This window comes from Nocardia sp. NPDC004568 (genome assembly GCF_040609955.1).
In the GTDB taxonomy this organism is placed as follows: Bacteria; Actinomycetota; Actinomycetes; order Mycobacteriales; family Mycobacteriaceae; genus Nocardia.
In genome coordinates, this window is sequence record NZ_JBEXLL010000045.1 from 1 (window position 1) to 22,568 (window position 22,568).

General features: G+C 67.5%; 24 protein-coding genes and 1 pseudogene. 15 read left to right on the forward strand and 10 right to left on the reverse strand.

The window, feature by feature from the left end; all coding sequences use genetic code 11:
* Window positions 1–98 precede the first annotated feature (98 nt).
* Together ABZV91_RS20045 and ABZV91_RS20050 are read left to right on the forward strand one after the other, a co-directional pair.
* A pseudogene (locus ABZV91_RS20045) lies at window positions 99–935 on the forward strand (TIGR03564 family F420-dependent LLM class oxidoreductase); the annotation flags it as partial.
* A 262-nt stretch (window positions 936–1,197) separates the two neighbouring features.
* Window positions 1,198–2,259 (forward strand): CoA transferase, encoded by a 1,062-nt coding sequence (locus tag ABZV91_RS20050; RefSeq protein ID WP_355243679.1) that lies wholly within the window; start codon window positions 1,198–1,200, stop codon window positions 2,257–2,259.
* 194 nt (window positions 2,260–2,453) lie between these two features.
* Here the strand turns inward: ABZV91_RS20050 and ABZV91_RS20055 are convergent, their stop codons facing one another.
* The 3 genes from ABZV91_RS20055 to ABZV91_RS20065 are packed head-to-tail and all read right to left on the reverse strand — an operon-like array spanning window position 2,454 to window position 3,438.
* Complete coding sequence (locus tag ABZV91_RS20055; protein WP_355243682.1) at window positions 2,454–2,852, reverse strand: PIN domain-containing protein; 399 nt, start codon at window positions 2,850–2,852, stop codon at window positions 2,454–2,456.
* On the reverse strand, window positions 2,849–3,076 hold the full coding sequence (locus ABZV91_RS20060) for a hypothetical protein (protein WP_355243685.1): 228 nt from the start codon (window positions 3,074–3,076) through the stop codon (window positions 2,849–2,851). Before ABZV91_RS20060 ends, ABZV91_RS20055 begins: the two co-directional genes overlap by 4 nt.
* Window positions 3,073–3,438, reverse strand: coding sequence for a hypothetical protein (locus tag ABZV91_RS20065; RefSeq protein WP_355243688.1), 366 nt, complete (start codon window positions 3,436–3,438; stop codon window positions 3,073–3,075). The genes ABZV91_RS20060 and ABZV91_RS20065 overlap by 4 nt, the downstream gene beginning before the upstream one ends.
* Window positions 3,439–4,117: 679 nt before the next feature.
* Here ABZV91_RS20065 and ABZV91_RS20070 point away from each other — a divergent pair.
* From ABZV91_RS20070 to ABZV91_RS20085, 4 genes are read left to right on the forward strand one after another with little or no spacing between them, the layout of a single operon-like run.
* The gene (locus ABZV91_RS20070; protein WP_355243691.1) at window positions 4,118–4,534 is read left to right on the forward strand and encodes a hypothetical protein; all 417 of its coding nucleotides are present in this window, start codon (window positions 4,118–4,120) and stop codon (window positions 4,532–4,534) included.
* A 19-nt stretch (window positions 4,535–4,553) separates the two neighbouring features.
* Window positions 4,554–5,795 (forward strand): hypothetical protein, encoded by a 1,242-nt coding sequence (locus ABZV91_RS20075; protein ID WP_355243694.1) that lies wholly within the window; start codon window positions 4,554–4,556, stop codon window positions 5,793–5,795.
* A gap of 42 nt (window positions 5,796–5,837) precedes the next feature.
* Window positions 5,838–6,287, forward strand: coding sequence for a hypothetical protein (locus ABZV91_RS20080; RefSeq protein WP_355243696.1), 450 nt, complete (start codon window positions 5,838–5,840; stop codon window positions 6,285–6,287).
* Window positions 6,284–6,814 carry a DUF3558 family protein gene (locus ABZV91_RS20085; RefSeq protein ID WP_355243699.1) on the forward strand — a complete coding sequence of 177 codons (531 nt, stop codon included), beginning with the start codon at window positions 6,284–6,286 and terminating at the stop codon, window positions 6,812–6,814. Before ABZV91_RS20080 ends, ABZV91_RS20085 begins: the two co-directional genes overlap by 4 nt.
* Window positions 6,815–7,061: 247 nt before the next feature.
* Here the strand turns inward: ABZV91_RS20085 and ABZV91_RS20090 are convergent, their stop codons facing one another.
* From ABZV91_RS20090 to ABZV91_RS20100, 3 genes are read right to left on the reverse strand one after another with little or no spacing between them, the layout of a single operon-like run.
* Entirely contained in the window at window positions 7,062–7,256 is a 195-nt protein-coding gene (locus ABZV91_RS20090) for a hypothetical protein (protein ID WP_355243702.1), read from the reverse strand.
* A complete protein-coding gene (locus ABZV91_RS20095; RefSeq protein ID WP_355243705.1) occupies window positions 7,253–7,402 on the reverse strand; it encodes a hypothetical protein in 150 nt (49 codons plus the stop codon). The genes ABZV91_RS20090 and ABZV91_RS20095 overlap by 4 nt, the downstream gene beginning before the upstream one ends.
* Window positions 7,403–7,428: 26 nt before the next feature.
* Window positions 7,429–7,617 (reverse strand): hypothetical protein, encoded by a 189-nt coding sequence (locus tag ABZV91_RS20100; protein ID WP_355243708.1) that lies wholly within the window; start codon window positions 7,615–7,617, stop codon window positions 7,429–7,431.
* A gap of 287 nt (window positions 7,618–7,904) precedes the next feature.
* Here ABZV91_RS20100 and ABZV91_RS20105 point away from each other — a divergent pair, with 287 nt between their 5' ends.
* Together ABZV91_RS20105 and ABZV91_RS20110 are read left to right on the forward strand one after the other, a co-directional pair.
* Entirely contained in the window at window positions 7,905–8,798 is an 894-nt protein-coding gene (locus ABZV91_RS20105; protein ID WP_355243711.1) for a helix-turn-helix transcriptional regulator, read from the forward strand.
* The gene (locus tag ABZV91_RS20110; protein WP_355243713.1) at window positions 8,795–8,995 is read left to right on the forward strand and encodes a DUF397 domain-containing protein; all 201 of its coding nucleotides are present in this window, start codon (window positions 8,795–8,797) and stop codon (window positions 8,993–8,995) included. The genes ABZV91_RS20105 and ABZV91_RS20110 overlap by 4 nt, the downstream gene beginning before the upstream one ends.
* A gap of 95 nt (window positions 8,996–9,090) precedes the next feature.
* On the opposite strand, the gene ABZV91_RS20115 is transcribed toward ABZV91_RS20110, so the two are convergent.
* Window positions 9,091–10,047 (reverse strand): endonuclease/exonuclease/phosphatase family protein, encoded by a 957-nt coding sequence (locus tag ABZV91_RS20115; protein WP_355243829.1) that lies wholly within the window; start codon window positions 10,045–10,047, stop codon window positions 9,091–9,093.
* A 246-nt stretch (window positions 10,048–10,293) separates the two neighbouring features.
* Between ABZV91_RS20115 and ABZV91_RS20120 the strand changes: the two genes are divergently transcribed.
* From ABZV91_RS20120 to ABZV91_RS20135, 4 genes are all read left to right on the forward strand, one after another.
* Window positions 10,294–10,803, forward strand: a complete 510-nt coding sequence (locus tag ABZV91_RS20120) for an anthrone oxygenase family protein (RefSeq protein WP_355243716.1) — start codon at window positions 10,294–10,296, stop codon at window positions 10,801–10,803.
* A 579-nt stretch (window positions 10,804–11,382) separates the two neighbouring features.
* The gene (gene rox, locus ABZV91_RS20125) at window positions 11,383–12,870 is read left to right on the forward strand and encodes a rifampin monooxygenase (RefSeq protein ID WP_355243719.1); all 1,488 of its coding nucleotides are present in this window, start codon (window positions 11,383–11,385) and stop codon (window positions 12,868–12,870) included.
* 347 nt (window positions 12,871–13,217) lie between these two features.
* Window positions 13,218–14,096 (forward strand): VOC family protein, encoded by an 879-nt coding sequence (locus ABZV91_RS20130; protein WP_355243721.1) that lies wholly within the window; start codon window positions 13,218–13,220, stop codon window positions 14,094–14,096.
* 283 nt (window positions 14,097–14,379) lie between these two features.
* Window positions 14,380–15,624 carry a cytochrome P450 gene (locus ABZV91_RS20135; RefSeq protein WP_355243724.1) on the forward strand — a complete coding sequence of 415 codons (1,245 nt, stop codon included), beginning with the start codon at window positions 14,380–14,382 and terminating at the stop codon, window positions 15,622–15,624.
* A gap of 3 nt (window positions 15,625–15,627) precedes the next feature.
* Here the strand turns inward: ABZV91_RS20135 and ABZV91_RS20140 are convergent, their stop codons facing one another.
* From ABZV91_RS20140 to ABZV91_RS20150, 3 genes are all read right to left on the reverse strand, one after another.
* Window positions 15,628–16,218 carry a TetR/AcrR family transcriptional regulator gene (locus ABZV91_RS20140; RefSeq protein WP_355243727.1) on the reverse strand — a complete coding sequence of 197 codons (591 nt, stop codon included), beginning with the start codon at window positions 16,216–16,218 and terminating at the stop codon, window positions 15,628–15,630.
* 71 nt (window positions 16,219–16,289) lie between these two features.
* Window positions 16,290–17,897 (reverse strand): AMP-binding protein, encoded by a 1,608-nt coding sequence (locus ABZV91_RS20145; protein ID WP_355243730.1) that lies wholly within the window; start codon window positions 17,895–17,897, stop codon window positions 16,290–16,292.
* A complete protein-coding gene (locus ABZV91_RS20150; RefSeq protein WP_355243732.1) occupies window positions 17,894–18,817 on the reverse strand; it encodes a crotonase/enoyl-CoA hydratase family protein in 924 nt (307 codons plus the stop codon). The genes ABZV91_RS20145 and ABZV91_RS20150 overlap by 4 nt, the downstream gene beginning before the upstream one ends.
* A 223-nt stretch (window positions 18,818–19,040) precedes the next feature.
* On the opposite strand from ABZV91_RS20150, the gene ABZV91_RS20155 reads away from it, so the two are divergent.
* The 3 genes from ABZV91_RS20155 to ABZV91_RS20165 all read left to right on the forward strand — a co-directional run bounded on the left by ABZV91_RS20155 (window position 19,041) and on the right by ABZV91_RS20165 (window position 22,549).
* Window positions 19,041–19,748, forward strand: coding sequence for a hypothetical protein (locus ABZV91_RS20155; RefSeq protein WP_355243735.1), 708 nt, complete (start codon window positions 19,041–19,043; stop codon window positions 19,746–19,748).
* Between the two features lie 169 nt (window positions 19,749–19,917).
* Window positions 19,918–20,787 (forward strand): alpha/beta hydrolase, encoded by an 870-nt coding sequence (locus ABZV91_RS20160; RefSeq protein WP_355243738.1) that lies wholly within the window; start codon window positions 19,918–19,920, stop codon window positions 20,785–20,787.
* Window positions 20,788–21,055: 268 nt separating this feature from the next.
* Window positions 21,056–22,549, forward strand: a complete 1,494-nt coding sequence (locus tag ABZV91_RS20165) for a S1 RNA-binding domain-containing protein (RefSeq protein ID WP_355243741.1) — start codon at window positions 21,056–21,058, stop codon at window positions 22,547–22,549.
* Window positions 22,550–22,568: the final 19 nt, after the last annotated feature.

Sequence of the window (22,568 nt, forward strand, 5' to 3'; positions counted from 1 at the left end):
TCCACCGGCAACCACACTCGCCGGTCCAGCACCTCCAGGCCTGACAGCGACTCATCCCCCCAGCCACAACTGACGGAAGTTCTCGGACGCTTACTTAGATTCCCACGGATTTCGACGCACTGGTCACCGTGGCCCTGCTCGGTGCGGTGACCGAACGGATCGAACTCGGTACCGCGGTGGTCCCGCTCCAGGCCCAGCACCCCATCGCCCTGGCCCGCCAGGCGCTGTCCGCGCACGCGGTCGCCGGCGGCCGGCTCGCCCTCGGGGTGGGGCCGTCGCACCACTGGATCGTGCAGGACATGCTCGGCCTGCCGTACGAGAAACCCGCCGCCTACACCCGCGACTACCTCGAGGTCCTGAACCCCGCCCTGAACGGCCCCGGCACCATCGAGGTGTCCAACGGCAGCTTCACGGTGCACAACCCCCTCGACCTCGGCCCGGTGGCACCCCTGCCGGTCCTGGTCGCGGCACTGGGCCCGGTCATGCTGCGCATCGCGGGCGAACACGCCGCCGGCACCATCCTGTGGATGGCCGACGAACGCGCCATCGCCGACCATATCGCCCCCCGCATCACCAAAGCCGCCGCCGACGCCGGTCGCAGCGCCCCGCGAATCGTTGCCGGACTGCCCATCTGCCTGTGTGCCTCCGGCGCGATCGCCACCGCCCGCGAGCGCGCCAACCGAATCCTGGGCGAAGCCGAGGTCTCCCCGAACTATCAGCGCCTGCTGGAACAGGGCGACGCCCGCGATATCGGCGATATCTGCCTCGCCGGCGACGAGGACGCCATCGCCGCCGGCCTGCGCCGCTACGCCGAGGCCGGTGCCACCGACCTGTCCGTCCGCCTGCTGCCCATCGGCGACACCCGCGACGAACTTATAGCCTCCAAACGGCGCACCCGGGAGATGATCGCGCAGATCGCGAAGGAACTGCGATGATGCGATACCTCCGCCTCCGTACCGGCCTCCGCGAACCGCGTCGATCTTCGCCGAAGGAGCTGCCATGATGCGACACCTTCGCCTTCCCTCCGGCCTTCGCGGACCGCGTCGATCCGCTCCGAAGAAGCTGCCATGATGCGACACCTCCGCTCGAGCCTCCGCGGCACGCGTGAACCCGCGCCGAAGGAGCTGTCATGATGCGATACCTTCGCCTTCGCTCCGGGCTCCACGGGCCGCGTCGATCCCCGCCGAAGGAGCTGCCATGACTTCCGGTCCGCTCGCCGGTATCCGTGTGCTGGAGGTCGGCACCATGCTGGCCGGCCCCTACGCCACCATGATGCTGGCCGACCTGGGCGCCGACGTGGTGAAACTCGAACCGCCGGGCGGCGATATCTCGCGCAAGGTCGGTGACTCCTATTTCGCCAGCCTCAACCGCGGCAAACGCAGCCTCTGCTTGGATCTGACCGCCGCGGCCGGGCAGCGCCGCCTCGGCGAGCTGGCCGCGGACGCCCACGCGCTACTGGTGAACTTGAAACCGTCGGCCATCCGCAAACTCGGTCTCACCTACGAGGCGCTGCGCCGGTACAACGACCGGATCGTCTGCGTCGCGCTCACCGGCTTCGGTCTGGACAACGGAGACGATCCGGCCTTCGACTACGTCGTGCAGGCGTCCACCGGGGTCGCCGCGCTCACCGGCGATCCCGCCGGGCCGCCCACGCTGCCCGGGTATTCCTCCGCCGACAATTCCACCGGCCTGACCGCCGCGCTGGGGTTGCTCGCCCAGATCGTGTCGGGGCGGGGCGGGCAGATCGATGTCTCGTTGCGTGATGTGATGCTGTCCCAGCTGAACTATCACGCGGCCGCCTACCTGGACAACGGCGTGGAACCCCAGCGTCGCCCGTATGGAGCCCATTCCTATTACGTTCCGGCCCAGCTTTTCCCGACCGCCCAGGGGTATCTCGCGCTGTTCATCACCCACGACGGGTTCTGGAAGCTCTTCGCGGATGAGGCCGGGCTGGCCGGATTCGAGACCATGGCCGAACGGGTGAGCGGCCGTGAATCCGTTCTCGGTATGGTGACCGCGGTACTGGCCACCGATACCGCGGCGTCCTGGGAGGCGCGGTTGCGGCCGCTCGGTGTCCCCGCAGCGGCGGTGCGTACGCTACCGGAGGCGCTGGAGGCGACCCCGGACATGGTCGTGCGGGCCGGGAAACACCGGCTTGTCGGCTCGTCGATACACGTGGCGGGGTGGACCCCGGACTACCGGCCGCCACCCGGCTTGGGCGAACACGACACCACCGCCGGCGACAGCACGGCCGCGTAGCCGGACTCCGCCGGGCGCGTACACCGTCTCGGTTGCGCGTCCCACAACGGCTTTACGCCCCGGGCGGTCCGGGCGGGGCTCCGCGAGCTCTGACGGGGTGACCCGGAACTTCGTGCGGGACGGCTGTCGCGCCGTCGGAACGGGATTTGGTGCAGCCGGCGCGCACTCGGGTTGTTGCTCGAGTCCGCGGCAGATCAAACCTTCTTGGTGACGACCCGAGGGTGAGCAGCCGTGAGCCTCCCGACGTCGTCGGTATCGGAGGTCAGGATCGTGACGCGGCCGGACTGGGTCAGTGCCGTCGCACACAGCATGGCGTCGATGGCGTATTTGTGGCCGTGCAGGCCTGCCTCCCGCAGCAAGGTGGCAGCGGACTGGGCGACAACCTGGGTCACCGGTTCGACGCGCAGACGCGACAGGGTCCATTTCAGGGCGTCGTGGTTGATCCTGGGATGTACTACTTCGACCAGGATGGCAGCCGAGGTGACGACAGGAATATCCGCGTCGCGCGCTGCGGCGAGCCATTCGTGGACCTCGCGGTCCCGCCGCACAGCTTTGGCGAGACCCTCGCAATCCAGGACGAGGGCGCCGCTCATGCGGCCGTTCCGGCCTGCGGATCGGCGGCGCCGGTGAGCTCGGCGCGTTTGGCGGCCACTGCGGCGGGGTCGGCAGGCCCATTGTGCTCGTCGAAGTCGGCGATCAATTCCGCGAGGTTGTCGCGTTCGATCTGACGTTGTGCGGCCTGCTCCAGATAAGCAGACACGCCCCGTTTGCCCACGCGCTCCCGGATCGCCTGCAGTGTTCCGGCGGTCAGGCTCACCGAGATCCCACTACTGGGTCCGTCGCCGGGGGGAAATTCAGTATCCACGGGCCCAATATAGCATTTGAAATGCTAAACGAAGCGCTGCTCGATTTACCCTGGTCCCCGAGAAACACGTTGTTCTCGAAATCCACTTGCCAGCAGGTTTCCGGCCTTTCCGCCATACTCTTGCGCGCACACGATTCGAGGGCGTTGGTCAGGCGGCGGGTGAAGCGCTGATGCTCGGCGGGCCCGCGCCGCAGCCACACCACGCGCCCGGCCCAGAGTTCGATCTGACCGGCCACCTCATCGGGCAGACGCTCCAGTTCCTCCCAGGTCATGTATTCGGGGAGGTCGGGCTTCTCGATCCGGGTCGAGGACATGCTCCCATGCTATGGCGAAGGGGGTGGGTGAACGCTATCCTCCGGCGCGCAGCAACCACCGCGCCCACCGCTCCACCTCGGCACCATGGCCCGACTTCGCGCTCGGTGATCGTCGGCGCCGGCGATGTGGTGGAGCAACTCCTCGAATAATCCGGAGAAGGGGAACCGATCCGCTTCCGGCGGCGTCTGATCTACTGGATCGCTGATCAATCTCTGCGAGGAGTGGCATGAAAAGCCGAGTCAGGGCCTTCCACGGTGCGGACATACCGGGGTAGGGAACAGAGAATTGCGTAGTTTTCTCACCGCACTTGTTCGATCGGGTGTGATCGGCCCGCTGGCCAAGGTCGCTGGCTGGATGGGTGTCGCCGCAGCGGTGATGCTGGTTATCGCGTGGGTCGGCAACCCCTACGCCGACACGGTGCCCGAAGTGGGGCAGGCTGCTCCCTCGTGGCGGCCCCCGGCTCCGGTGGAGTCACCAACGGATCCGCCGCTACCGCCCGGATTCCCCTCCATGGCCTTTCCGCCGCCGCTACCCGAGGTGGCCGAGGGGCAACCCAGGACTGTACCGACGAGGTACGGGCTCGACTATTCCGTACCCCCGGCGGCCGGCTGGCGCCCGTCCAACGGCCGGACCGTGAGCTGGTCCGAGGGCGGTCGGACGATCGCGTCCTACGGTGCCGTGAGCGACTACGGATATGGCTATTGTCCGGAGACCGAAGGGTCGGCCCTGGCGAGAGTCGGGGTCCAGGGTCGCAACGGCACCGATAACGACACCGCGGCGCGCGAAGCGGCCGACCGCGCCGGCGCGATCTTCTCCGACCCCGCGGGCGCTCGGCCCGACGTGGAGATCCGCGGCCCGGTGCAGGTTGAAGTCGCCGGGCGACCGGCCATTCGATACACGGCGGTCGTCACCGGGATCGCTCGAGAGTCGTCGTGCGACCCGAGCACCGCGCAGTTCGATGTCGTGGCCACTTCCGCGAACGCCTCTGCCGAGGTGATGGTGCTGTTCCTGCAGCGTCACACCGGTCTGCCGGACGCGCTGAGCGAAGGCGACGCCGAAGCGATTCTGACTTCTCTGCACACTACGAACCGATGATGGAAGGAAGGTCGGACAGGTGGCGGAAACACTGGTAGCCGAGTCCTCGCAGATCGCGGGGTTGGGAAACGCGCTGGATGTTATCGGCGCCGATACAAAGGCCATCGCCGATTTCGTCGGCGTGCACTGCATGGTCAGCCCCGAGGGACTCGGCGGGGCCATACTCGAGCCGCTGACTACACCATTCACGCACGCGGCAGGGGTATTCAAAACCCGGATGGCCGGTATCGGCAATACCACCGCGAACAGCGGCGACGAGCTGAACCGCACCGCGTGGATGTATCACGACCAGGACAAGAAAACCTACGAGGCACTCAACGCGGCCACCACGAACCTGATCACCGGGCAGGGGGTGGCCGTCGACGCCGATCGGGAGAACACCGGTCTGGTCATGGACTATCCCGATCCCGTCGCATATCCGAAACCCAATGAGATCAAGCTGGACCCGCCTTCGGCCGCGCCGCCGGAACTCGCGGATCTGATTGCGGAGACCACCGGTGTCGTCGGCGATGTCAACGAGGCGGTCAAGAACGTCACCAGGATGGCGGGCAATGAGGTGAACATCCTGGAGATGGTCGTCTCCCGCATCACCGCGAACTGGAACGAGCTCCGCCGGATCGGTGAAACGTACAAGGTCGCCGGTAATGCGATGGAGAGCTCCGCCGCGAATCTCGAAGACGCAGTGCGCCGTGTGGGCCCACACTGGGACGGCAGAGCGGCCATCGCCTTCGAGACGTGGGCGGGAAGCCAGATCTCGGCCATGAAGTGGGAGGGGCCCGTGGGGCGGGTTATCTGCGACCTGCTCACGATCGTCGCGGACAAGATCCGCGATGGTGTCCGCCGAGCCTGTGAGAAGCTCCGCGACTTCGTGACGTCCTTCGTGGACTTCCGCAGTACCAAACAAATCTTCAAGGCCCTCGTCAAGAAGATTCCCGGAATCGGGACGGCGATCGAGATCGTTGATATGGCTCGGAAGATCTGGAACATAGTCGATCTCGTCAACACGATCATCAACGAGATCGAAGATGTGCGTAATCGCACCAAGGAATTCCTGGAATGGCTCGGTAACCCGGTCGGCAAAGGCAAGGACTGGGTCACCCAGAAGCTCGAGCCGATCACCAGCCGTGTCGACAATGCCGCTCGCCGGGCGGCTCTGGTGAACGATGTCGCGAAGGTGGCCCAGGCCGAGGACACCCTGAACCGGCCGAAAGAAGCCTATGAGGTGGGCTCCGGGCGTGCGCCGTGGGAGGACGCGGTATGACGGTAGTTCGGTGGAGTTCGGCGGCCGAACCAGGCGATATAGATGTTCGATGATCCGAACCTGGATCCCGGTGTGGAATCCATGGCCCGACGCGTCCTCGCCGCGGCGGAACGTCTGGAGACGGCGAGCCTGCGAGTAGAGCGCACCGGCCTCGAGGACCTGTGGAGCGATCCGGTTACGGTCACCGAGGAACTCATGGCGTCGGTGGCGGCGATGCCGAATGCCTCACCGGAGTTGCGGCACTACAGTATGCGCGTCGAGGCGGGCGAATGCCGCTGGCAAGATATCGAACAGTTCGCGCGACCGGTACCGCCGGAGGTGGCGGAACTGAAGAATTCGCCTTCTTACATATGGACCTGGGGTGCGTCGGCTTCCGCACCGGAGACTTCGATACCGTCGCCGACGCCACGCCGTGACGACAACGTAGTAGGGCCGAGTGATTGGCCCGACGATTTCGACGAATACCCGGAACAGAGGACTTGGCTGCGATGAGAAGAACACTGGTCATGGCATTACTCGCCGGAGTCGTCGCGGCGACGAGTACCTCCTGTGGGGACACCGGTAACGCGGCCGAAACGCCGCCGGTCGCCCACCCCTGCGATATCCCTACGGCCGGCTTGACTGAAGCGGGAATCGTGCCGCAACCGTTGATGACGGAGCCTTTCGGGACCGAGTTCTCCGGCTGGGAAGGCTGTATTTGGAAATCCGCCGCCGGGTGGTACGACGCGGCATTGTACTTCGGGCCGACTTCGCTGGACGAGTTCCAGCGGGATCCGCGCTACCGGGATTACCAGGTGGCCGGGCCCGCTACCGTCGGCGACCGCACGGCACTGGAGTTCGGCGACGCACTCGACCCGGAGCGGAAGGAGCGCTGTTACTTCGGAGTGGAGCTCCGGCAGGGAATGGCACTCATCTGGTCGCGCCTGCCGGTCGGGCCGGGTGGGGTCGCGGCGGCCGGCGATATCTGTGGGGAAGGGGAGCGGGTGGCGGGGGAGTTGAGCCCTTACCTGCCGGACTGACGGTTTGCCACGGTGCCCGCAGCCCCCACCGCCGGATCGTCCGGACGTCGGGCGGGAGTCGAGTGGGTGTTACGCGGTGGGCAGGGCGGCGTGGACGTAGTGAACCGGCCGGCCCGGGTCGATCGAGCGCGCTACGCCGACCGCGCGAGTATGAACCGGATACTCGGTCTCGAGGTTCACGAGCCCCGAGAGTCGAAGTAGCTCGGCCAAGCGGTGCGGACGGCACCGAGGCGCCGCCGGATCGCCGCTAGTCATCGAGATACCGCGCTATATCGGCGAGAGTTTCTGCCGCGTAGAGCGGTTCGCCGTCCGCGGCGTCCAGCAGCGCCCATCCGGGTGGTGTGCCCGGTTCGCGGACGAGCCGGTAACCGCGACTCCCGGCGTGGGCGGCGAGCTCGTCGAACGGGGCGATGTGATGGTCGCGTTGCGGTGGTTCGTTCATCGGGCCTTCCCGGTCTCCTGCGGCGGGTAACGGCGCAGGGCATCGCCCACCCGGACGAGTGTGGCGATATCGGTCGGGGGTTGCCAATTTATTCCCCTCGGTATGGGATGCGCGCCGGGAATACGGTGCGGCAATTTTTCTTTCATGCGCCTAGTTCCTTTGTCCGGACGGATCAGTAGCCGGAGAAATCCCGGCCGCCTGGAACCATTCTGCGTGCCTCTATCAGGCGTGCCCTGGCCTGCTTTTTGATCGGGCACTCCGTGGAGAGGCATTCGAGATGGGTCTGCATCACCTGGTGAGCGTGTTGGACGGTCATCACCGGTACCGGCCGGTGATCGTTCACCGGTACTCCGAACTGCATGGTCACCTCACAACGTGGGTAATGGTCTGGTCGCGCCGGCCGGTGAACGCCGAACGGTGTCTCCGGGTCCGCGGGCCGGTGCGGGCGATATGGAAAATTCCGCCACGGAAGTTTCCACATCTGCGTCCGCGCATTCAGTGAACCACGCACTTCCCCGATTGAGAATCGCTACGTAAGATTCAGGCGCACAACGGAATTGCTCCGGGTGGATTGGTAATTCCGAGCAGTTCGACTGTTCCATTCGGGTTGGAATAACCGCGAGTAACGTCAACGAAGGGGAGAGATCTGTGTCGATCGAATCGAACGCCGCGAACCCACCGACCTTGCCCCGCCGGGTACTGGGCCGCCGCCTGCGCGAACTGCGCGAGGAGGCCGGGCTGAGCCGCGCGAACGCGGCCCGGCGGTGCGAGATGGGTGCGCAAACGTTGTGGCGCTTGGAGTCCGGGCGCAATAGCGAGACCAAGAAGATGGTGGTCAACGCGCTGTGTGATACGTACGGGGCAAGTGCCGCTGATCGCCGCGAACTTCTTTGGTTGGTAGATGAATCTCGCAAGGACGGGTGGTGGCAGTCCTATGCGGATGTCATGTTCCCCGAGTTCGAGATGTTCCTCGGTCTCGAACTCGCGGCGAGCAGAATTTTCTCGTTTCAGTCGACAACATTGCCAGGGCTGATCCAGACGTCGGACTACCGTCGTGCTACCTGGGACATTTCGACTGCACTGGGAGCTGAGATCGATCTCGACCGCGAGCTCGGTCTGCTTCGGAAACGCCAGGAACGACTGCATAACTCGTCGAACTTCAACCTGGACGTCGTGCTGGGCGAGTCAGCGCTTCGGCACCTCATCGGCAACTCCGAGATCATGGCGGATCAGTTGGACCATCTGACCGAGGTCTGCACCTTGCCGAACGTATCATTGCGGGTAGTCCGATTCGAAGCGCCCAACCACCTTGGGTTGGCAGCGAAGGACTTCGTTTACCTCGAGTTCCCGGAGCACGTAAACCCTGTACTGACAGAGCCGCCCGTCGTGTACGTGGAAGGCTTCACCGGAGCGTTGTACCTGGACAAGCCGAGTGAGATCGACCAATATCAGGCGGCTCGGGATTCCATTCTGCACGTAGCATTGGACGAGCGAGACACACAGCGCCTTCTCGAGGCGACGGCGAGGGAGTATCGGGCGTGAACATCGACCTATCCGGCGCGGCATGGTTCAAGAGCAGCCGCAGCGTCAGCGGAAAAGACTGTGTCGAGGTGGCCCATCTGCGCGGTGGACTGGTGGGTGTGCGGGATTCCAAGAACCCCACCGGCCCGGCTCTGGTTTTCGGTCCGCGGGAGTGGGACGCCTTCACCACTGAGGTGCGCTCCGGCGGATTCGAGTAGGTACGCCGGCATCGGACAGTGGTGTGGGGAAGGGCCGTACCGCAGCCATCGGGTACAGCCCAACCGGCGCGGCCACCAGTGGTTGCGCTGGCCGGTCAGCGGATACCCGGCAGGCGGACCCGCGCGACCAGGGCGCGATGGTCCGCACCGGGTAGGCCGACCGTTTCCACCGCGACCGCCCGGGCCTCCGCGAGAACGATGTGGTCGATACCGACCACCGGCGGCCACCATTTGTCGGTCGGGTAGGTGACGAGATGTCCGGCGCCCGCTTGATCGGCAGCGTCGTGGAAACGTCCCGATGCCAGCGCGCGGAATTGGGAATGGTCGTGGGTCGCGTTGAAGTCGCCGCCGGCGATCACCGGCCGGTCGGCCGGTGATCGGTCGAGAATATCGCGCAGCCGGGACAACTCGTCGGCCCAGACCTGTGTGCTGTAGACCGGTGGCACCGGATGGAACGCGTACACCGTGACCGGCCCGACGCCGGGGACACTCGCCGTCGCCGCGAGCTGGTTGAGGACGAAACCGTCGTATTCGACGGTTCCCGACAGCGGGTAGGCGCTCCAGATCCCCGTGCCGGTCGCGGTCCGGCCGGGTGAGAGGTACCGGTACGGCAACACCTCGTCGAGGCCGGCCCGGCCGAGATCATCGACCGCCGCCGGCGTGAGTTCGTTGACAGTGAGCACCCCGACTTGGCGGTCCCGCACCTGCTGGATGAGGGCGCGGGGGTCGGCTCCGTCGAACAGGAGGTTGGCCTGCATCACCGTCAACTCGGGGTCGTCGCCGTTACCCGGTTGGTCGAGATACAGCGGAGCCTGGGTCCATGCCGCGGCGGCGGCGACAAGAGCCGCCACCACCGCGCCGGGCCACTGCCGCACGGCCACCCACACCGCCAGGGCGACCGGTGCGGACGCCATCAGGTACGGCGCGATGGAAGCGCCCAAGACCAGCGGTGGCACCGAGGAGCGGTTGACGTGTAACGCGACCCCGGCGGCTCCTGCCAGCGTCGCGGCCCAGGCGAGCACATGGATACCGGTGCGGACCGACTTCGACATCACGGGTGACAGACAAACACACCCGTCCGCGCGGCCGACAATTCCGACTCGGGGTACCGCCGGGGCGTGGACCTCGCTTCGGTCACCGTTGAAGGTCGAGCCTTTCGCCGTCGAGTGGGGCCCTGTGGCAGGGCCTGCTTTTCAGCCCTGGTGGGTGCAGGTGGCCGCCGGTACCGTTGCCCTGTTCAGGGCTGTCTCCGCGCGCCTCGAACGGGAATGGGAACTACTCGAACGAGGTGAGAAGAGATGGACGGACTCCGGACCGTCGTACTGATGGCGGCCACCGTGGCCACCGGCCTGATGGCGGGGGTGTTCGGCATCTACGCGGTCGCGATCATGCCCGGCCTGCGGACGACCGACGACCGCACTTTCATCGGCGCGTACCAGGCGATCGACCGCGCGATCATCAATCCGCTGTTCCTGGCCACCTTCCTGGGTGCCTTGATCCTGTCGGTCGCCGCAGCGCTGCTGAGCTTCGGCGGCGACAGCCGGTCGGTGCTGTTCTGGGCGGCGGCCGCGGCGGTCTTCTACCTGGTGGCGGTGGTGATCACCTTCGCCGTACATCTGCCGCTCAACGACGCGTTGAAGGCCGCGGGCGCGCCCGCGGACCTGGCCGATCCGGCAGCGGTACGGGAAGCGTTCGCGGAGTCGCGGTGGGTGGCCTGGAACATTGTGCGCACAGTGACGAGTACGGCGGCGTTCGTTTGCCTCGGCTGGGCGCTCGTCGTCTGGGGGAAGGCACAGACTGCGAGCTGATCGGGCGCCGGTGACAAGTCGGTCCCGCCCGGTCGATCCGGGAGAACCGGAACGTCGGTCGAACGTGTACCGCAGTGACTGCCGAGCCGACCGGGATCAACGGCTGCACCGGCGGCGACGGCATACCGGAGGATTTCCCGCGAGGGGCCGCCGGTGTGCCTGGGTCTCCGAGCGGTAGCCGCCTGGTGGCCACGTGCACCGGCCGCCCAACGAGGTAGTGAAGGCATCGGGTGATTAGGCGCGGCTCGTCGGCCCGGCCGCGGTTCGGGCGGTGGGCCACGAAGACAGGCCGGGTCGTCCGTCTCGCGCGCGGTGGACGGCGGGATGGCCTCGGTGATGTGATCCCGGGTGCCGGTCCGGTGAAGGCGAATCCGGATGGACGCCGAGCGGCTCCTATCAGCGAGGCTCTTCGACCGGACCGAACCCTTCCCCTTTCAACATATATCGCACAGGGGGACTTGCGGCAAGACCCGGGGCATGGCGCAGAATATCCGGCCGAAGGCCAGGACCTGCGAAAATGTGCGGCCCGAGCGGTGCGTGGACCGTGGCAGCGTCCGGCGGAATTCGAACTTTCGGTGGATGGGGTGGCTTGTGTTCGATGTGATCATTGCCGGCGGTGGTCCGACCGGCTCGATGCTGGCCGGGGAGCTGCGCCTGCACGGTGTGCGTGTGCTCGTAGTGGAGAAGGAGGTGACCCCGCCCGCGTTCGTCCGGTCGCTGGGCCTGCATGTGCGCAGTATCGAGGTGATGGATCAGCGTGGCCTGTTGGAGCGGTTCCTCGCGCGCGGCCGTAAGCACCCGCTCGGCGGCTTCTTCGCCGGTATCGCCAAGCCCGCACCGGAAGGGCTGGACAGTGCGCATGCCTACGTGCTCGGTATTCCGCAGACGGTCACCGAGCCCCTACTGGCCGAGCACGCCGCCGAGCTCGGCGCGGAGTTCCGGCGAGGGAGCGAGGTGGCCGGGCTGAGCCAGGACGAGCACGGGGTGGACGTCGAATTGGCCGACCGTACGCGATTGCGCGCGCGGTACCTTGTGGGCTGCGACGGCGGGCGCAGTACCGTGCGCAAACTGCTGGGCGTCGGATTCCCCGGCGATCCGTCCTACAACGACACGCTGGTGGGCGAAATGGAGGTGACCGCGGACCCGGCCACGATCACCGCCACCGTCGCCGAGATCCGTAAGACTCAGCTGCGCTTCGGCCTGGGACCGCTCGGCGACGGGGTGTATCGCGTTGTCGTACCCGCGGCCGAGGTGGTCGAGGACCGTTCGGTCGCACCGACGCTCGAGGAATTCGCGCAGCAGCTGCGCGTGTTCGCCGGCACCGACTTCGGTGTGCATTCGCCGCGGTGGCTGTCCCGCTTCGGCGATGCCACCCGGTTGGCCGAACGGTATCGGGTCGGGCGGGTGCTACTGGCCGGCGACGCGGCGCACGTCCATCCGCCGATGGGTGGTCAGGGGCTCAATCTCGGCATCCAGGACGCGTTCAATCTCGGCTGGAAACTGGCTGCCGAGATCAACGGCTGGGCACCGGAGGGATTGCTGGACAGTTATGAGAGCGAACGGCGGCCCGTGGCCGCCGACGTGCTCGACAACACTCGTGCCCAGGCGGAGTTGATGTCCACCGAACCCGGTCCGCAGGCGGTGCGCCGGCTGCTGTCGGAATTGATGGATTTCGAGGAGGTGAACCGCTATCTGATCGAGAAGATCGTCGCGATCGGCATCCGATACGACCTCGGGGAGGGACACGATCTGCTCGGCCGGCGCCTGCGTGACGTGCGAGTGGGGCGCGGCCGTCTCTACGAGTTGATGCATGCCGGTCGCGGCCTGCTGCTCGACCGAACCGGGCGGCTCTCGGTCGCCGGGTGGGCGGATCGGGTCGACCACGTGGTCGATATCGGGGCGGAGCTCGACGTACCCGCTGTTCTGCTCCGGCCCGACGGCCATGTGGCATGGGTCGGCGACGAGCAACAGGATCTGCTCGAACATCTGCCGCGCTGGTTCGGCGCGGCCGGCACGTACCGGATAGAGCGGTCAGCTCTTCCGGCGAGTTCCCGCCGATCGGGGTAGGTCGTGCTGTCCGAGGGCCGCCGGAGGTGCTCGAGCGACGTCGGCCTGATGGGTGGGCGCGGCGGCAGCTCCGGTGCGCGGCGGTCTTCTGGTTGGCTGCGTAGTACCGGCACGATTTCCTGAGCGCGATCCTGCCGCTTCGGCATTGCGTCCGGAATCGTGTGTTCCGCGGAACCCATGTTCTGCCCGGAACGCCCGATTCGCGGCCGACCGCAGCCGCCACCGGCAGTAGCGGACCGCCAGTGGCGGCGTCCGGATCCGCCACTGCGGGGCTGTCCGGTGTCGGATCGCGGCTTCTCCGCGCGGATGATGTGGCCGTATACCGGCGGCCGTCGACGATTGTCGCCATGGGACAGGACATCAACGGTTTTCACCACGTCGGGATCGTCAATCGCGATCTGGACGCCATGGCGGCGACGTATCGGTCGTTCGGGTTCACCCTGAGCCCGCGGTCGCGGCATATGTTGTCCGAGCGTCCGGGGGCGCCGCTGACGGCGGGCTGTACGGCGAACATGTGCGTGCTGTTCGGTGATTCGTATATCGAACTGCTCGGCATCGTGGACGACTCCGCCCCCGACCCGTGGCATACCGAGCAGATGGTGGAGCAGTACGAAGGGCTGCGGATTCTCAGCTTCGACACCGCAGACGCGGCGGGCACGGACGCGCGACTGGGCGCGGCCGGGCTGCGGACCTCCGGGGTGCTGGAGCTCGAGCGTCCGGTCGACACCGAGGACGGTCCGGCGGTGTTGCGGGCCAGGTCGGTCCATCTGGATCCGCGGGCGACGGCCGAGGGGTATATCGGTGTCGCCCAGCACCTGACCCGTGAATACGTTTTGCAGCCCCGTTATCTGACCCACCCCAACGGCGCCCTCGGCTCGAGCGCTGTGCTAATCGTCGTCGCCGACGCCGAACTCGACGCCGTCATAGGGCGCTACCAGAACGTTCTCGGCGTCGCAGCGGAGAACACCGGACCGGCGTCCGTCCTGACCCGTGGCGACGCCCGCGTCGAGATCGTGTCCGCGTCGGCCGCGCCGGAGGTGTTGCCCGGTGAGGCCGCGCCGGCGCCGTCGTATCTGGCGGCGCTGACGATTGTCGTCGACGATATCGGCCGGGCTCGTGAATTCGTCGAAGAAGCGGGCGCCGAGACGCGGACCACCGGCACCGGATTCTTCGTTTCCGGCCGGGACGCGTGCGGTAGTGGCCTGTTCTTCAGCGCGGCGCGATGATTGTCGACACCACGGGCGGGAAAGTCGGGGAACGAGGTCCGGCCCCGTCACCCGGGTGGTGCGCGTCTTCCTGCACGGTGGTGGATTCGTCAGGGTTCCGGGGGACTGCCCCGGTACGACGGTGCCGAACCGGCGGCACGCGGGAACATCGTGGTGGTGACCGTCGATACCGGTTGGGCGCCCGAGGATACCCGACCACGTATCCGTCGAGCGGCTTCGGCCGCCGGGCACGACTACGTCGGTTCGCCGGATCCATACCGATCTTGTGCCTAGGATTCGTCCGGTGACGAATTCCGACCAGCTATCGCCCCGGGCCCCCGGCAGCTCACCGACCGGTACCGACGGCCCCCGAATTCCACTGTATGTACCGGAGTTCGCGGTCGACCCGCACGGCACCTATCGCGCGATGCGAGAACAGTACGGGTCGCTGGTTCCGGTGGAGGTGGCTCCGGGAGTGCCCGCGACGCTGGTGATCGGCTATTACACGGCACTGCGTATCTTCGGCGATCCGGACCATTTCCCGGCCGATCCCCGGACGTGGCAGAGCGATATCCCCGCGGATTGCCCGGTACTGCCGCTCATGCAGTGGCGGCCGAACGCTCGGCGTAACGACGGCCGCGCACACGCGCGGTACCGGCAGGCCATCGTCGCGGGGCTGGCCGAGGTCGACCCGTTCGGCCTGCACGCGACCGTCGAGAAGGTGGCTGTTCCGCTGATCAACTCCTTCTGCGGCGACGGGTCCGCGGATCTGATCCGGCAGTACGCGTTTCCGCTCACCTTCGCGGTGCTGAACGCGATGCTGGGCTGTCCCACCGAGATCGCGCAGCGGGCCGCGGCCGGTATGGCGGCGATGTTCGAGGGCGTCGGTGCGGAGAAGGGCGCCGCGACGCTGATGTCATCGCTGTTGGAGCTGATCGAACTCAAACGCGCCGAACCCGGCGATGACGTGACGACCCGGATCATCGGGCATCCGAGCGCATTGAGCGAGCCCGAGATCGTGAACCAGGTGGCCACCCTGTACGGGGCCGGTATCGAACCGCTGCAGAATCTGATCGTCAACGCGCTGCGGCTGATGCTCACCGACGAGCAGTTCGGGGGCCGGGCGCTCGACGGGAGCCTGTCCACCCGCGACGCTCTGGACGAGGTGCTGTTCAACGATCCGCCGATGGCGAATTTCTGCTTCACGTTCCCGAAACAGCCGATCCTCATCGACGGTGTCTGGTTGCCCGCGCATCAGCCCGTCGTCATCAGCATGGCCGCCTGTAACACCGATCCGGTGATCGGCACGAACCAGCACGCGGGCAACCGCGCGCATCTGGCCTTCGGCGGCGGGCCGCACGTCTGCCCGGCGAGTTCGCTGGCCTATCTGATCGCGCAGGATGCCATCGACCAGTTGCTCGATGGTCTCCCCGAGATCCGGCTGGCGGTGCCGGCCGGTGAGCTCACCTGGCGTACGGGTGCTTTCCATCGCGCGCTGACCGCGCTGCCCGTCGTCTTCCCGCCCTCGCCCCCGCTGTGGCCGGTATAGCGGTCAGCGGTCGCGCAGCCGGTCCACGCTCTGTAGCCAATCGTCGATGATCCGGTCGGCCACGCCCGGGTCGCTGCGCATGAGGCGGGTCAGTTCGAGTCCGCGCACGAGTGCCATGAGCGATTCGAAAGCCGTGTGGGCCGCTTCGGGTTCGGCGATGCCCGCATGCTGGCGGAAAATCTCCCGGAGCGCGGACCCCAGCCGCTTCTCCGCCGGCAGCAGCGCCGCGCGTAGTTGCGTATCGGTGCGGGAGGCGGCCCACAGCTCGAGTGCGGCTTGAAAAGGCGGTCCGGTCATTGCCGACCGGATCGCCTGCACCAGTTGGGCCAGGGCCTCGGGCCCGTCGCCGAGATCTGCGACGACGTCACCGAGGTGACGCAGGCGTATGTCGGCGATGTGGTGGATCGCGGCGACCAGTAACTCCGATTTCGAGGGGAAATGATGCAGCAGCGCGCCCCGCGATACGCCGGCCGCCTCCTGGATCCGTTGGGTGGTCGTCCCGGCGTAGCCGTGCTCCACCAGACATCGGATCGTGGCGTCGAGCAGCGCCTCATGGGTTCTCGCATGCTGCTCCCGACGAGTCGGGATCGCCACGCGCGCCGCCGGTGGCGCGGAAACCGGCCGCCGCGGAACCCCACCGGGCTCGGCGCGTACCGGTCCTCGGTTCACAATGCTTCCAGGCGGCCGTCGGAGATCTGCTCGCGAAGCCGGAATTTCTGGAGTTTGCCCATCGCGTTGACGGGAAAGCTGTCGGCGATGTACCAGGACCGGGGGGTCTTGTGCGGAGCGAGCCGTTCCCGCAGGTAATCGTGCAGTTCCGCGGCCGTGGGAGTCGATTGCGCGGGATCCGTCCGCACCACGGCGGCCACGCTTTCGCCCCAGGCATCGTCGGGCAGGCCGAGCACGGCCGCGCCGGTGATCGCGGGATGCGCGGCCAGAGCCTGTTCGATCTCGGACGGATAGATGTTCTCGCCGCCGCGGATGATCAAATCCTTGAGTCGCCCGGTGACCCGGATGTATCCGTGGGCGTCCATCGTCCCGAGATCGCCGGTGTGCAGCCGGCCCTCGGCATCGATCGCCTGTGCGGTCTCGGCGGGCATATCGAGGTATTCGATCATCCGCTGGTATCCACGGGCGCAGATCTCGCCCTCGACCCCCAGTGGCTGCACCGCACCGGTGACGGGATCGAGGATGGACACTTCCACTCCGGGAAGGGGCCGGCCCGCCGTGAACCGGTTGTCCGCGGGGCTGTCGGCCGGGCTCGTCTGGCAGAGGATCGGCCCGAGTTCGGTCTGACCATAGACGGCGCTGGTCGCCGCGCCACAGACCTTCGCCCAGCTGCCGACCAGGGCGGGCGGGACGGCATCGCCCCCGGACATGACGACCCGCAGCGCCCCGAGATCGAAATCGGCCAGACTTGGATGCGCGAGCAGGGCGTGCAGCATCGCGGGCACGCCGCCGTAGATCTCGGCGCGGTGATCCTGGATCGCCGTCAGCATCGTGGTGGGATCGAAGATCTCGGCGAGCACGAGCGTGGCCCGCTGGTGGATCGAACCCAGCGCGGCCAGACCACAGCCGGCGGTGTGGAACAGCGGTAGCGCGGTGGCGAATGTCGCCCCCGGGGACGCGCCGCAGCGGTCCCGGACGAAGGCCGCGTTGGTCACCATCGACCGGTGCGCGAGGACCGCCGGCTTCGCCCGGCCGGTGGTGCCGGAGGTGAACTGGATCTGGGTGGCCGACCGTGGATCGACAACCGGTAACTGCGCCCGCTTCCCGGTGCGGCGTACCTGGTCGAGCCAGCCCGCGAAGGCGACGGATTCTCGTACCCCGGGCACTGCGGGCAGCACGGCGCCGATCAGCCCCGCCATATCGGTGCCGCGGAAGCTGTCGGTGTAGAAGACACCGGCGGCGTGTGACCTGTCGAGCGCGTATTCGAGTTCGGGTCCGCGTAGCGCGGGGTTGGCCGTGACGAGCACCAGACCGGCTAGTGCGGCGCCGTACTGGAGTACGAGCCATTCGGGGACATTCGGCGCCCACACCGCGATATGTTCGCCCGGCCGGAAACGGTCGAGCAACCAGGCTGCCGCACGTTCGGCATCGTCGCGCAACTGTGCGTAGGTCCAGGTGCGGGCGTCGCGGTCGGGCGCGACCGAGATGAGCGCGAGCCGTTCCGGTGCCGCGGCGGCCGCCTGCTGGAGCAGCTCGCCCACGGTGAGCTCGAGCACGGGCGCGCTGGTGTCGATCGGCCATACGGATCGGGTGAGCGGGGTCATCGGCCGCGCTCCGCCGCGGCGGCCGCTTTCTCGTCGAGTTCGCGTTTCATGCGCGCGATTTCGTCGTCGGACGGGATATCGCCGCCGCCGTCGGGGATGAAACGTCCGCTGTCACGCCACTGGACCGCGGTGTCGAAGCCGTGCTGCTGGGCGAAGTCGACGAACCAGCGGCCTTCCGGGGAGTGGCGGGTGATGCCGTCGAAGAGAACTGCGAGGTTCTGGGTGGTCTGCAGGCCCATGTTGTCGTATGCCTGGTTGATCATCATCTTCTGCATGACCAGCTGGTTGGTCGGGACCCCGGCCATCCGGTCCACGAGGTCCTCGACCGCGGTGTCGAGTTCGGCCGCCGGTACCGCGTCGATGACCAGCCCCCAGTCCCGGGCCTGGATCCCGTCGATGGTGTCACCGGTGAGCAGCATCCGTTTGGCGCGTTCGGCGCCGAGGCGATACACCCACATCGCGGTCGTGGGGCAGCCCCACACCCGGGCCGGCATGTACCCGATCCGGGCATCCTCGGCCATCACCACCAGATCGCAGGAGAGAGCGATATCGCTGCCGCCCGCCACCGCGTAACCGTGCACCTTGGCGACGGTCGGCTTGGCCGAGCGCCAGAGCGAGAAGAAGTGCTCGGTATTGGCTTTCATCATCCGGAAGTCCTTGATCGGATCCCAGACCGCGCCCTGATGTTCTGCGCCGCCTTCGGCGTAGAGCTTCAGATCGTAGCCCGCGCAGAAAGCGCGCCCGGCTCCCTGGATCACGATGACGCGCACGGAATCGTCCGCATTCGCCGCGGCGACGGCCTCGCCGATCTCGCGGGCCATCTCGCCGGTGATCGCGTTCAGCCGCTCCGGGCGGTTCAGTGTGAGGTAGGCGCGATGGTCGCGTACGGCGTAGTCGACCGTGGTACCGGCGAAGGTCATCTCGGCATTCCAATCTCGGCGGCGTCGGTGCCGAGAACGCTTTCACAGTCCGATTGGACTGTCAATGAGGTTCCGGTCCGGTGGGCGGCCCACGGACGTCCGTACACCGCCGACCACCGCCCATGACCGCCGAGAGGCCATCCACGGGCCGTATCAGGAAGGCGGGAACACCGTCGACGTCGGGTGGATGCCGGGTGTCGGTACGGTGCCTTACCATCGCCGAATGTCGTTCACCCTGCGTCAGTGGCCTACCGATACCGGCGAGCCCGAGCCGGACCCCGCGGTGCGGGATACACCGGTGGCACACCGAGAAAACCTCGGTCCCTGGACCTTCGAGATCCGCAGTGGCATTCCCCTGTCCCCGATCGACTGTGAACGGATCGTCGCCTCGATCATCGCACCGGACGGTGCGGGGCAGGACCACGCAGACATCCCGGCCGACGCGGCCGTGCGGGCGGCTGCGGAACTCACCGAAGCCTTCGGCACAGGACGCAGCCTGGACGACTATCTCGACGACGACGCGTCGCTGTTGATCCGGACCGACTTCGGCGACGACGAGGCGTGGCGGGTCGTGGCCGCATTGGCGATGGCCCCCGGTGTGGGCGCGGATGCCGAATTCGTCGCCACGCTGACCTGCGTCGACAATCCGGAGAACGACGGCCTGTCGGTCGATGCACTGCTCGACAGGATCGGCGACCGGCCTACCTACTATGCCTTCCTCGCCGACACCGTCACTCTCACCGACCCCGAACACCCGATCCTGGCCGTCGACACCGGCCCGGAGGAGACCGGTCACGAACGCGGCCGGACGGTCCGGATCATTCCGTCGGAGATGTGGGGCATCGAGAACAATCTGTCCATCGCCAATATGGACTTCGAGGACTTCGCCGATGCCGCCGATCCGGACGGTGTGTTCCGCGGTTTCGCCTGAGGGCTCGCAGCGGCCGCGATCGAAGTGACAGTTTTGTCCCTGGGTCTCGCCTCGTCCGGCTTGCCGACGTCCGTTGCGAGATCGGGTGGCCATCGCGGGCCGTTCCGAGACCGTGGTCGGCCGTGGCGGCGCGCGATGAATTATCGGTCCGGAAGGCGTCGTCACCGGTATGTCGACGCATACTCTCGAAACCGCCGGTGCCGATATCGTCTACGACGTGCACGGCCCGCTGCCGACCGCCGGGGGACGGTCGCCACTGTTCATGATCGGGCAGCCCATGGAAGCGGCCGGTTTCCGGGCGCTCGCCACGTATTTTCCCGACCGCACCGTCGTCACCTATGACCCGCGAGGCATCGGCCGCAGCGTCCGCAAGGACGGCCGCGTCGAGCACGAGCCGGAGGTGCAAGCGGAGGACGTGCACGCTGTTGTCGAGGCCCTCGGTGCCGGTCCGGTCGAGATGTTCGCGAGCAGCGGCGGCGCGGTGACCGCGCTCGCGCTCGTGGCGGCCCACCCCGACGATGTGATCACGCTGGTGGCCCACGAGCCGCCGCTGCTTCCGGTGCTGCCCGATGCCGCGGCGGCCGACCGTGCCCGGGTGGCCGTGCGGGACGCCTATGAGGCGAAGGGCTTCGGTGCGGGGATGGCGGCCTTTCTCGCGATGACCTCGTGGCAGGGTGAGTTCACCGACGAGTACTTCGCGCAACCGCCCGCCGACCCCGACCTGTTCGGGATGCCGGCCGAGGACGACGGTTCACGAGACGACCCGCTGCTGTCGGACCGCTCCCGGGCGGTCACCAGTTATCGGCCCGACCGCACCGCAACGGCCGCCGCGCCGACCCGCATCGTCATCGCGGTGGGAGCGGAAACCGGAAATACGCTGACCGGCCGCACCGCGGTGGCCACCGCCGAATTGTTCGGTCAGCGCGTGACCGTGTTCCCCAGTCATCACGGCGGCTTCCTCGACGGAGAATTCGGATATGCCGGGCAGCCCGAGGAATTCGCACGCAGGCTGCGGGAGGTTCTGGACGATCAGGGGTGAGCCCGTAGCGACCGAAGAGCCCCGCCGGGCCGCCGCCGATGGGCTGTCGGCGCGGCGAGCGGGGGCGGCCGAGCCGGGCGGGAATTGCCGCCCGCCCGGGCACCCCGGGCGACGGGCGCAAGTGGGCAACCGGCTGTGGCGTTAGGATGCCCGGTGATCTGTACGTCACCGAACAGCGCCGATCGCGACCGGCACCGCTCGGTCCGGGCCCTCGTCCTCGAATGCCACCAGAACGCTTCGGCGCTCTCGACCCCCGGCGGACAGTGACGTGCTGCCCTGCGTCTATCGGGTCACCAAGTACGACCCCGCCGACCGCGATCAGCACGGCCACTACACCGGCGCCGAGCCCGCAACCAGCGATCACGGACCGGTCGAAGCCGCCTACCTGCTGGCCGTCGCCGCCTTCGCCGAGGACACCGATGTCGACCGGTTGACCATCCGCGAGCCGGAGATCGGCGGCTTCGCCCATTTCGGGCCGGAGCCGCCGGTCGACGGCTACGGCCTGGCCGGTCTGTTCCCGGCCGGCCCGACCGGTTTCCACGACGGTGCGCTGGTGCCGATCGCCACCGCCCTGGAACTCGTCCGGGTCATGCTCCGCGACGACGGCGCCTGGTGCCGACTCGAGACGGAGGGGTCGTTCGCGGTACACGTCGGCTGGGACCAGTACCTCTACATCGGCAGCAGCCGCCCGTGCGAAGCGGCGCTGGCCCGCACTCGCGCACTCGGCCTGTTCCCGGAACTCCTGGACGCATCGCCCTACGACTTCGCCCCCGACGACCCCCGGTACGAGCAGCGCCCGGCCGACGCCGACTTCTGGGCTCGCCTGCGCTGGACAGTCGACACCCACCGCGCCACGTTCCTGGAGGAGACCTACGCCGGGAATGCCTCCCGATGGCACCGGCTTACCGCGGACAACCTCGAGGCAGTGCGCGCCGGGCTGACCCCTCGCGCCCGGCTGGCGGTCTGGACGGACCTGCTCACCGACGTCGCCACCGCCATGGCCGCGCTGCCCGAAGAGGGGCTGGTGGAGATCCTCTGGGAGGACGAGTCCGGGCGGATCATCGGCACGGTCGCGGACGTTACCCAGTTCGAGGCCCTGGTGTCCCGTATCGCCGGCGCAAGTGCGGCCGGTGTCCTGTCCCTGCTCACCGATGAGCGGCACCCGCTGTTCACCGCGGTACTGCCGGACAGTGACGGTGTGCTCCGGGCGCGCTGGCAGACCGAACCGACGCCCAGTGACCGGGACTGGGTCTTCCTGAAGACATTGCGGCGCGGCCAGGTCGTCACCGGCACGGTGACGTCCATCGCCGACTTCGGCGGTACGTTCGTGGACATCGGCGGTTGTACCGCGATGATCAACCTTCCGGAACTGTCCTGGCGGCCGGTCCGCCACCCGTCCGATGTCGTCGGCGTCGGCCGGCCGATCACGGCCGTGATTCTCGATGTCGACATGGTCCGGGAACGAGTCGCGTTGTCGCTCCGGGCGATGCAGGAAGACCCGTGGCCCCGGGTAGCGCCGCGGATCGGGCAGGTGCTCACCGGACCGGTCACCGAGATCGTGTCGTTCGGCATTTTCGTGCGTATAGAAGACCGGGCGCAGGGCTTCGAAGGACTTGTGCTCACCGGCGAGCTGGACGAATCGACCGGAGACGTCGTCGAGGTCGGCGATACCCTCACCGTGCAGGTCATCGATGTCGATCTCGGTCGGCGCCGCATCACCCTGTCCCAGAAGCAGGTCCATACACCCCGCCACGAGAGGTGACAGCGGACTTCGCCGGAAT

What these genes read in the sequence shown, in the direction of transcription:
- ABZV91_RS20050 (WP_355243679.1), top strand. Translation starts at nt 1,198, where the DNA reads ATGACTTCCGGTCCGCTCGCCGGTATCCGTGTGCTGGAGGTCGGCACC.
- ABZV91_RS20065 (WP_355243688.1), bottom strand. Translation starts at nt 3,438, where the DNA reads ATGTCCTCGACCCGGATCGAGAAGCCCGACCTCCCCGAATACATGACC.
- ABZV91_RS20160 (WP_355243738.1), top strand. Translation starts at nt 19,918, where the DNA reads ATGTCGACGCATACTCTCGAAACCGCCGGTGCCGATATCGTCTACGAC.
- ABZV91_RS20080 (WP_355243696.1), top strand. Translation starts at nt 5,838, where the DNA reads ATGTTCGATGATCCGAACCTGGATCCCGGTGTGGAATCCATGGCCCGA.
- ABZV91_RS20120 (WP_355243716.1), top strand. Translation starts at nt 10,294, where the DNA reads ATGGACGGACTCCGGACCGTCGTACTGATGGCGGCCACCGTGGCCACC.
- ABZV91_RS20130 (WP_355243721.1), top strand. Translation starts at nt 13,218, where the DNA reads ATGGGACAGGACATCAACGGTTTTCACCACGTCGGGATCGTCAATCGC.
- ABZV91_RS20150 (WP_355243732.1), bottom strand. Translation starts at nt 18,817, where the DNA reads ATGACCTTCGCCGGTACCACGGTCGACTACGCCGTACGCGACCATCGC.
- ABZV91_RS20055 (WP_355243682.1), bottom strand. Translation starts at nt 2,852, where the DNA reads ATGAGCGGCGCCCTCGTCCTGGATTGCGAGGGTCTCGCCAAAGCTGTG.
- ABZV91_RS20085 (WP_355243699.1), top strand. Translation starts at nt 6,284, where the DNA reads ATGAGAAGAACACTGGTCATGGCATTACTCGCCGGAGTCGTCGCGGCG.
- ABZV91_RS20145 (WP_355243730.1), bottom strand. Translation starts at nt 17,897, where the DNA reads ATGACCCCGCTCACCCGATCCGTATGGCCGATCGACACCAGCGCGCCC.
- ABZV91_RS20155 (WP_355243735.1), top strand. Translation starts at nt 19,041, where the DNA reads ATGTCGTTCACCCTGCGTCAGTGGCCTACCGATACCGGCGAGCCCGAG.
- ABZV91_RS20090 (WP_355243702.1), bottom strand. Translation starts at nt 7,256, where the DNA reads ATGAACGAACCACCGCAACGCGACCATCACATCGCCCCGTTCGACGAG.
- rox (WP_355243719.1), top strand. Translation starts at nt 11,383, where the DNA reads ATGGGGTGGCTTGTGTTCGATGTGATCATTGCCGGCGGTGGTCCGACC.
- ABZV91_RS20100 (WP_355243708.1), bottom strand. Translation starts at nt 7,617, where the DNA reads ATGCAGTTCGGAGTACCGGTGAACGATCACCGGCCGGTACCGGTGATG.
- ABZV91_RS20095 (WP_355243705.1), bottom strand. Translation starts at nt 7,402, where the DNA reads ATGAAAGAAAAATTGCCGCACCGTATTCCCGGCGCGCATCCCATACCG.
- ABZV91_RS20115 (WP_355243829.1), bottom strand. Translation starts at nt 10,047, where the DNA reads ATGTCGAAGTCGGTCCGCACCGGTATCCATGTGCTCGCCTGGGCCGCG.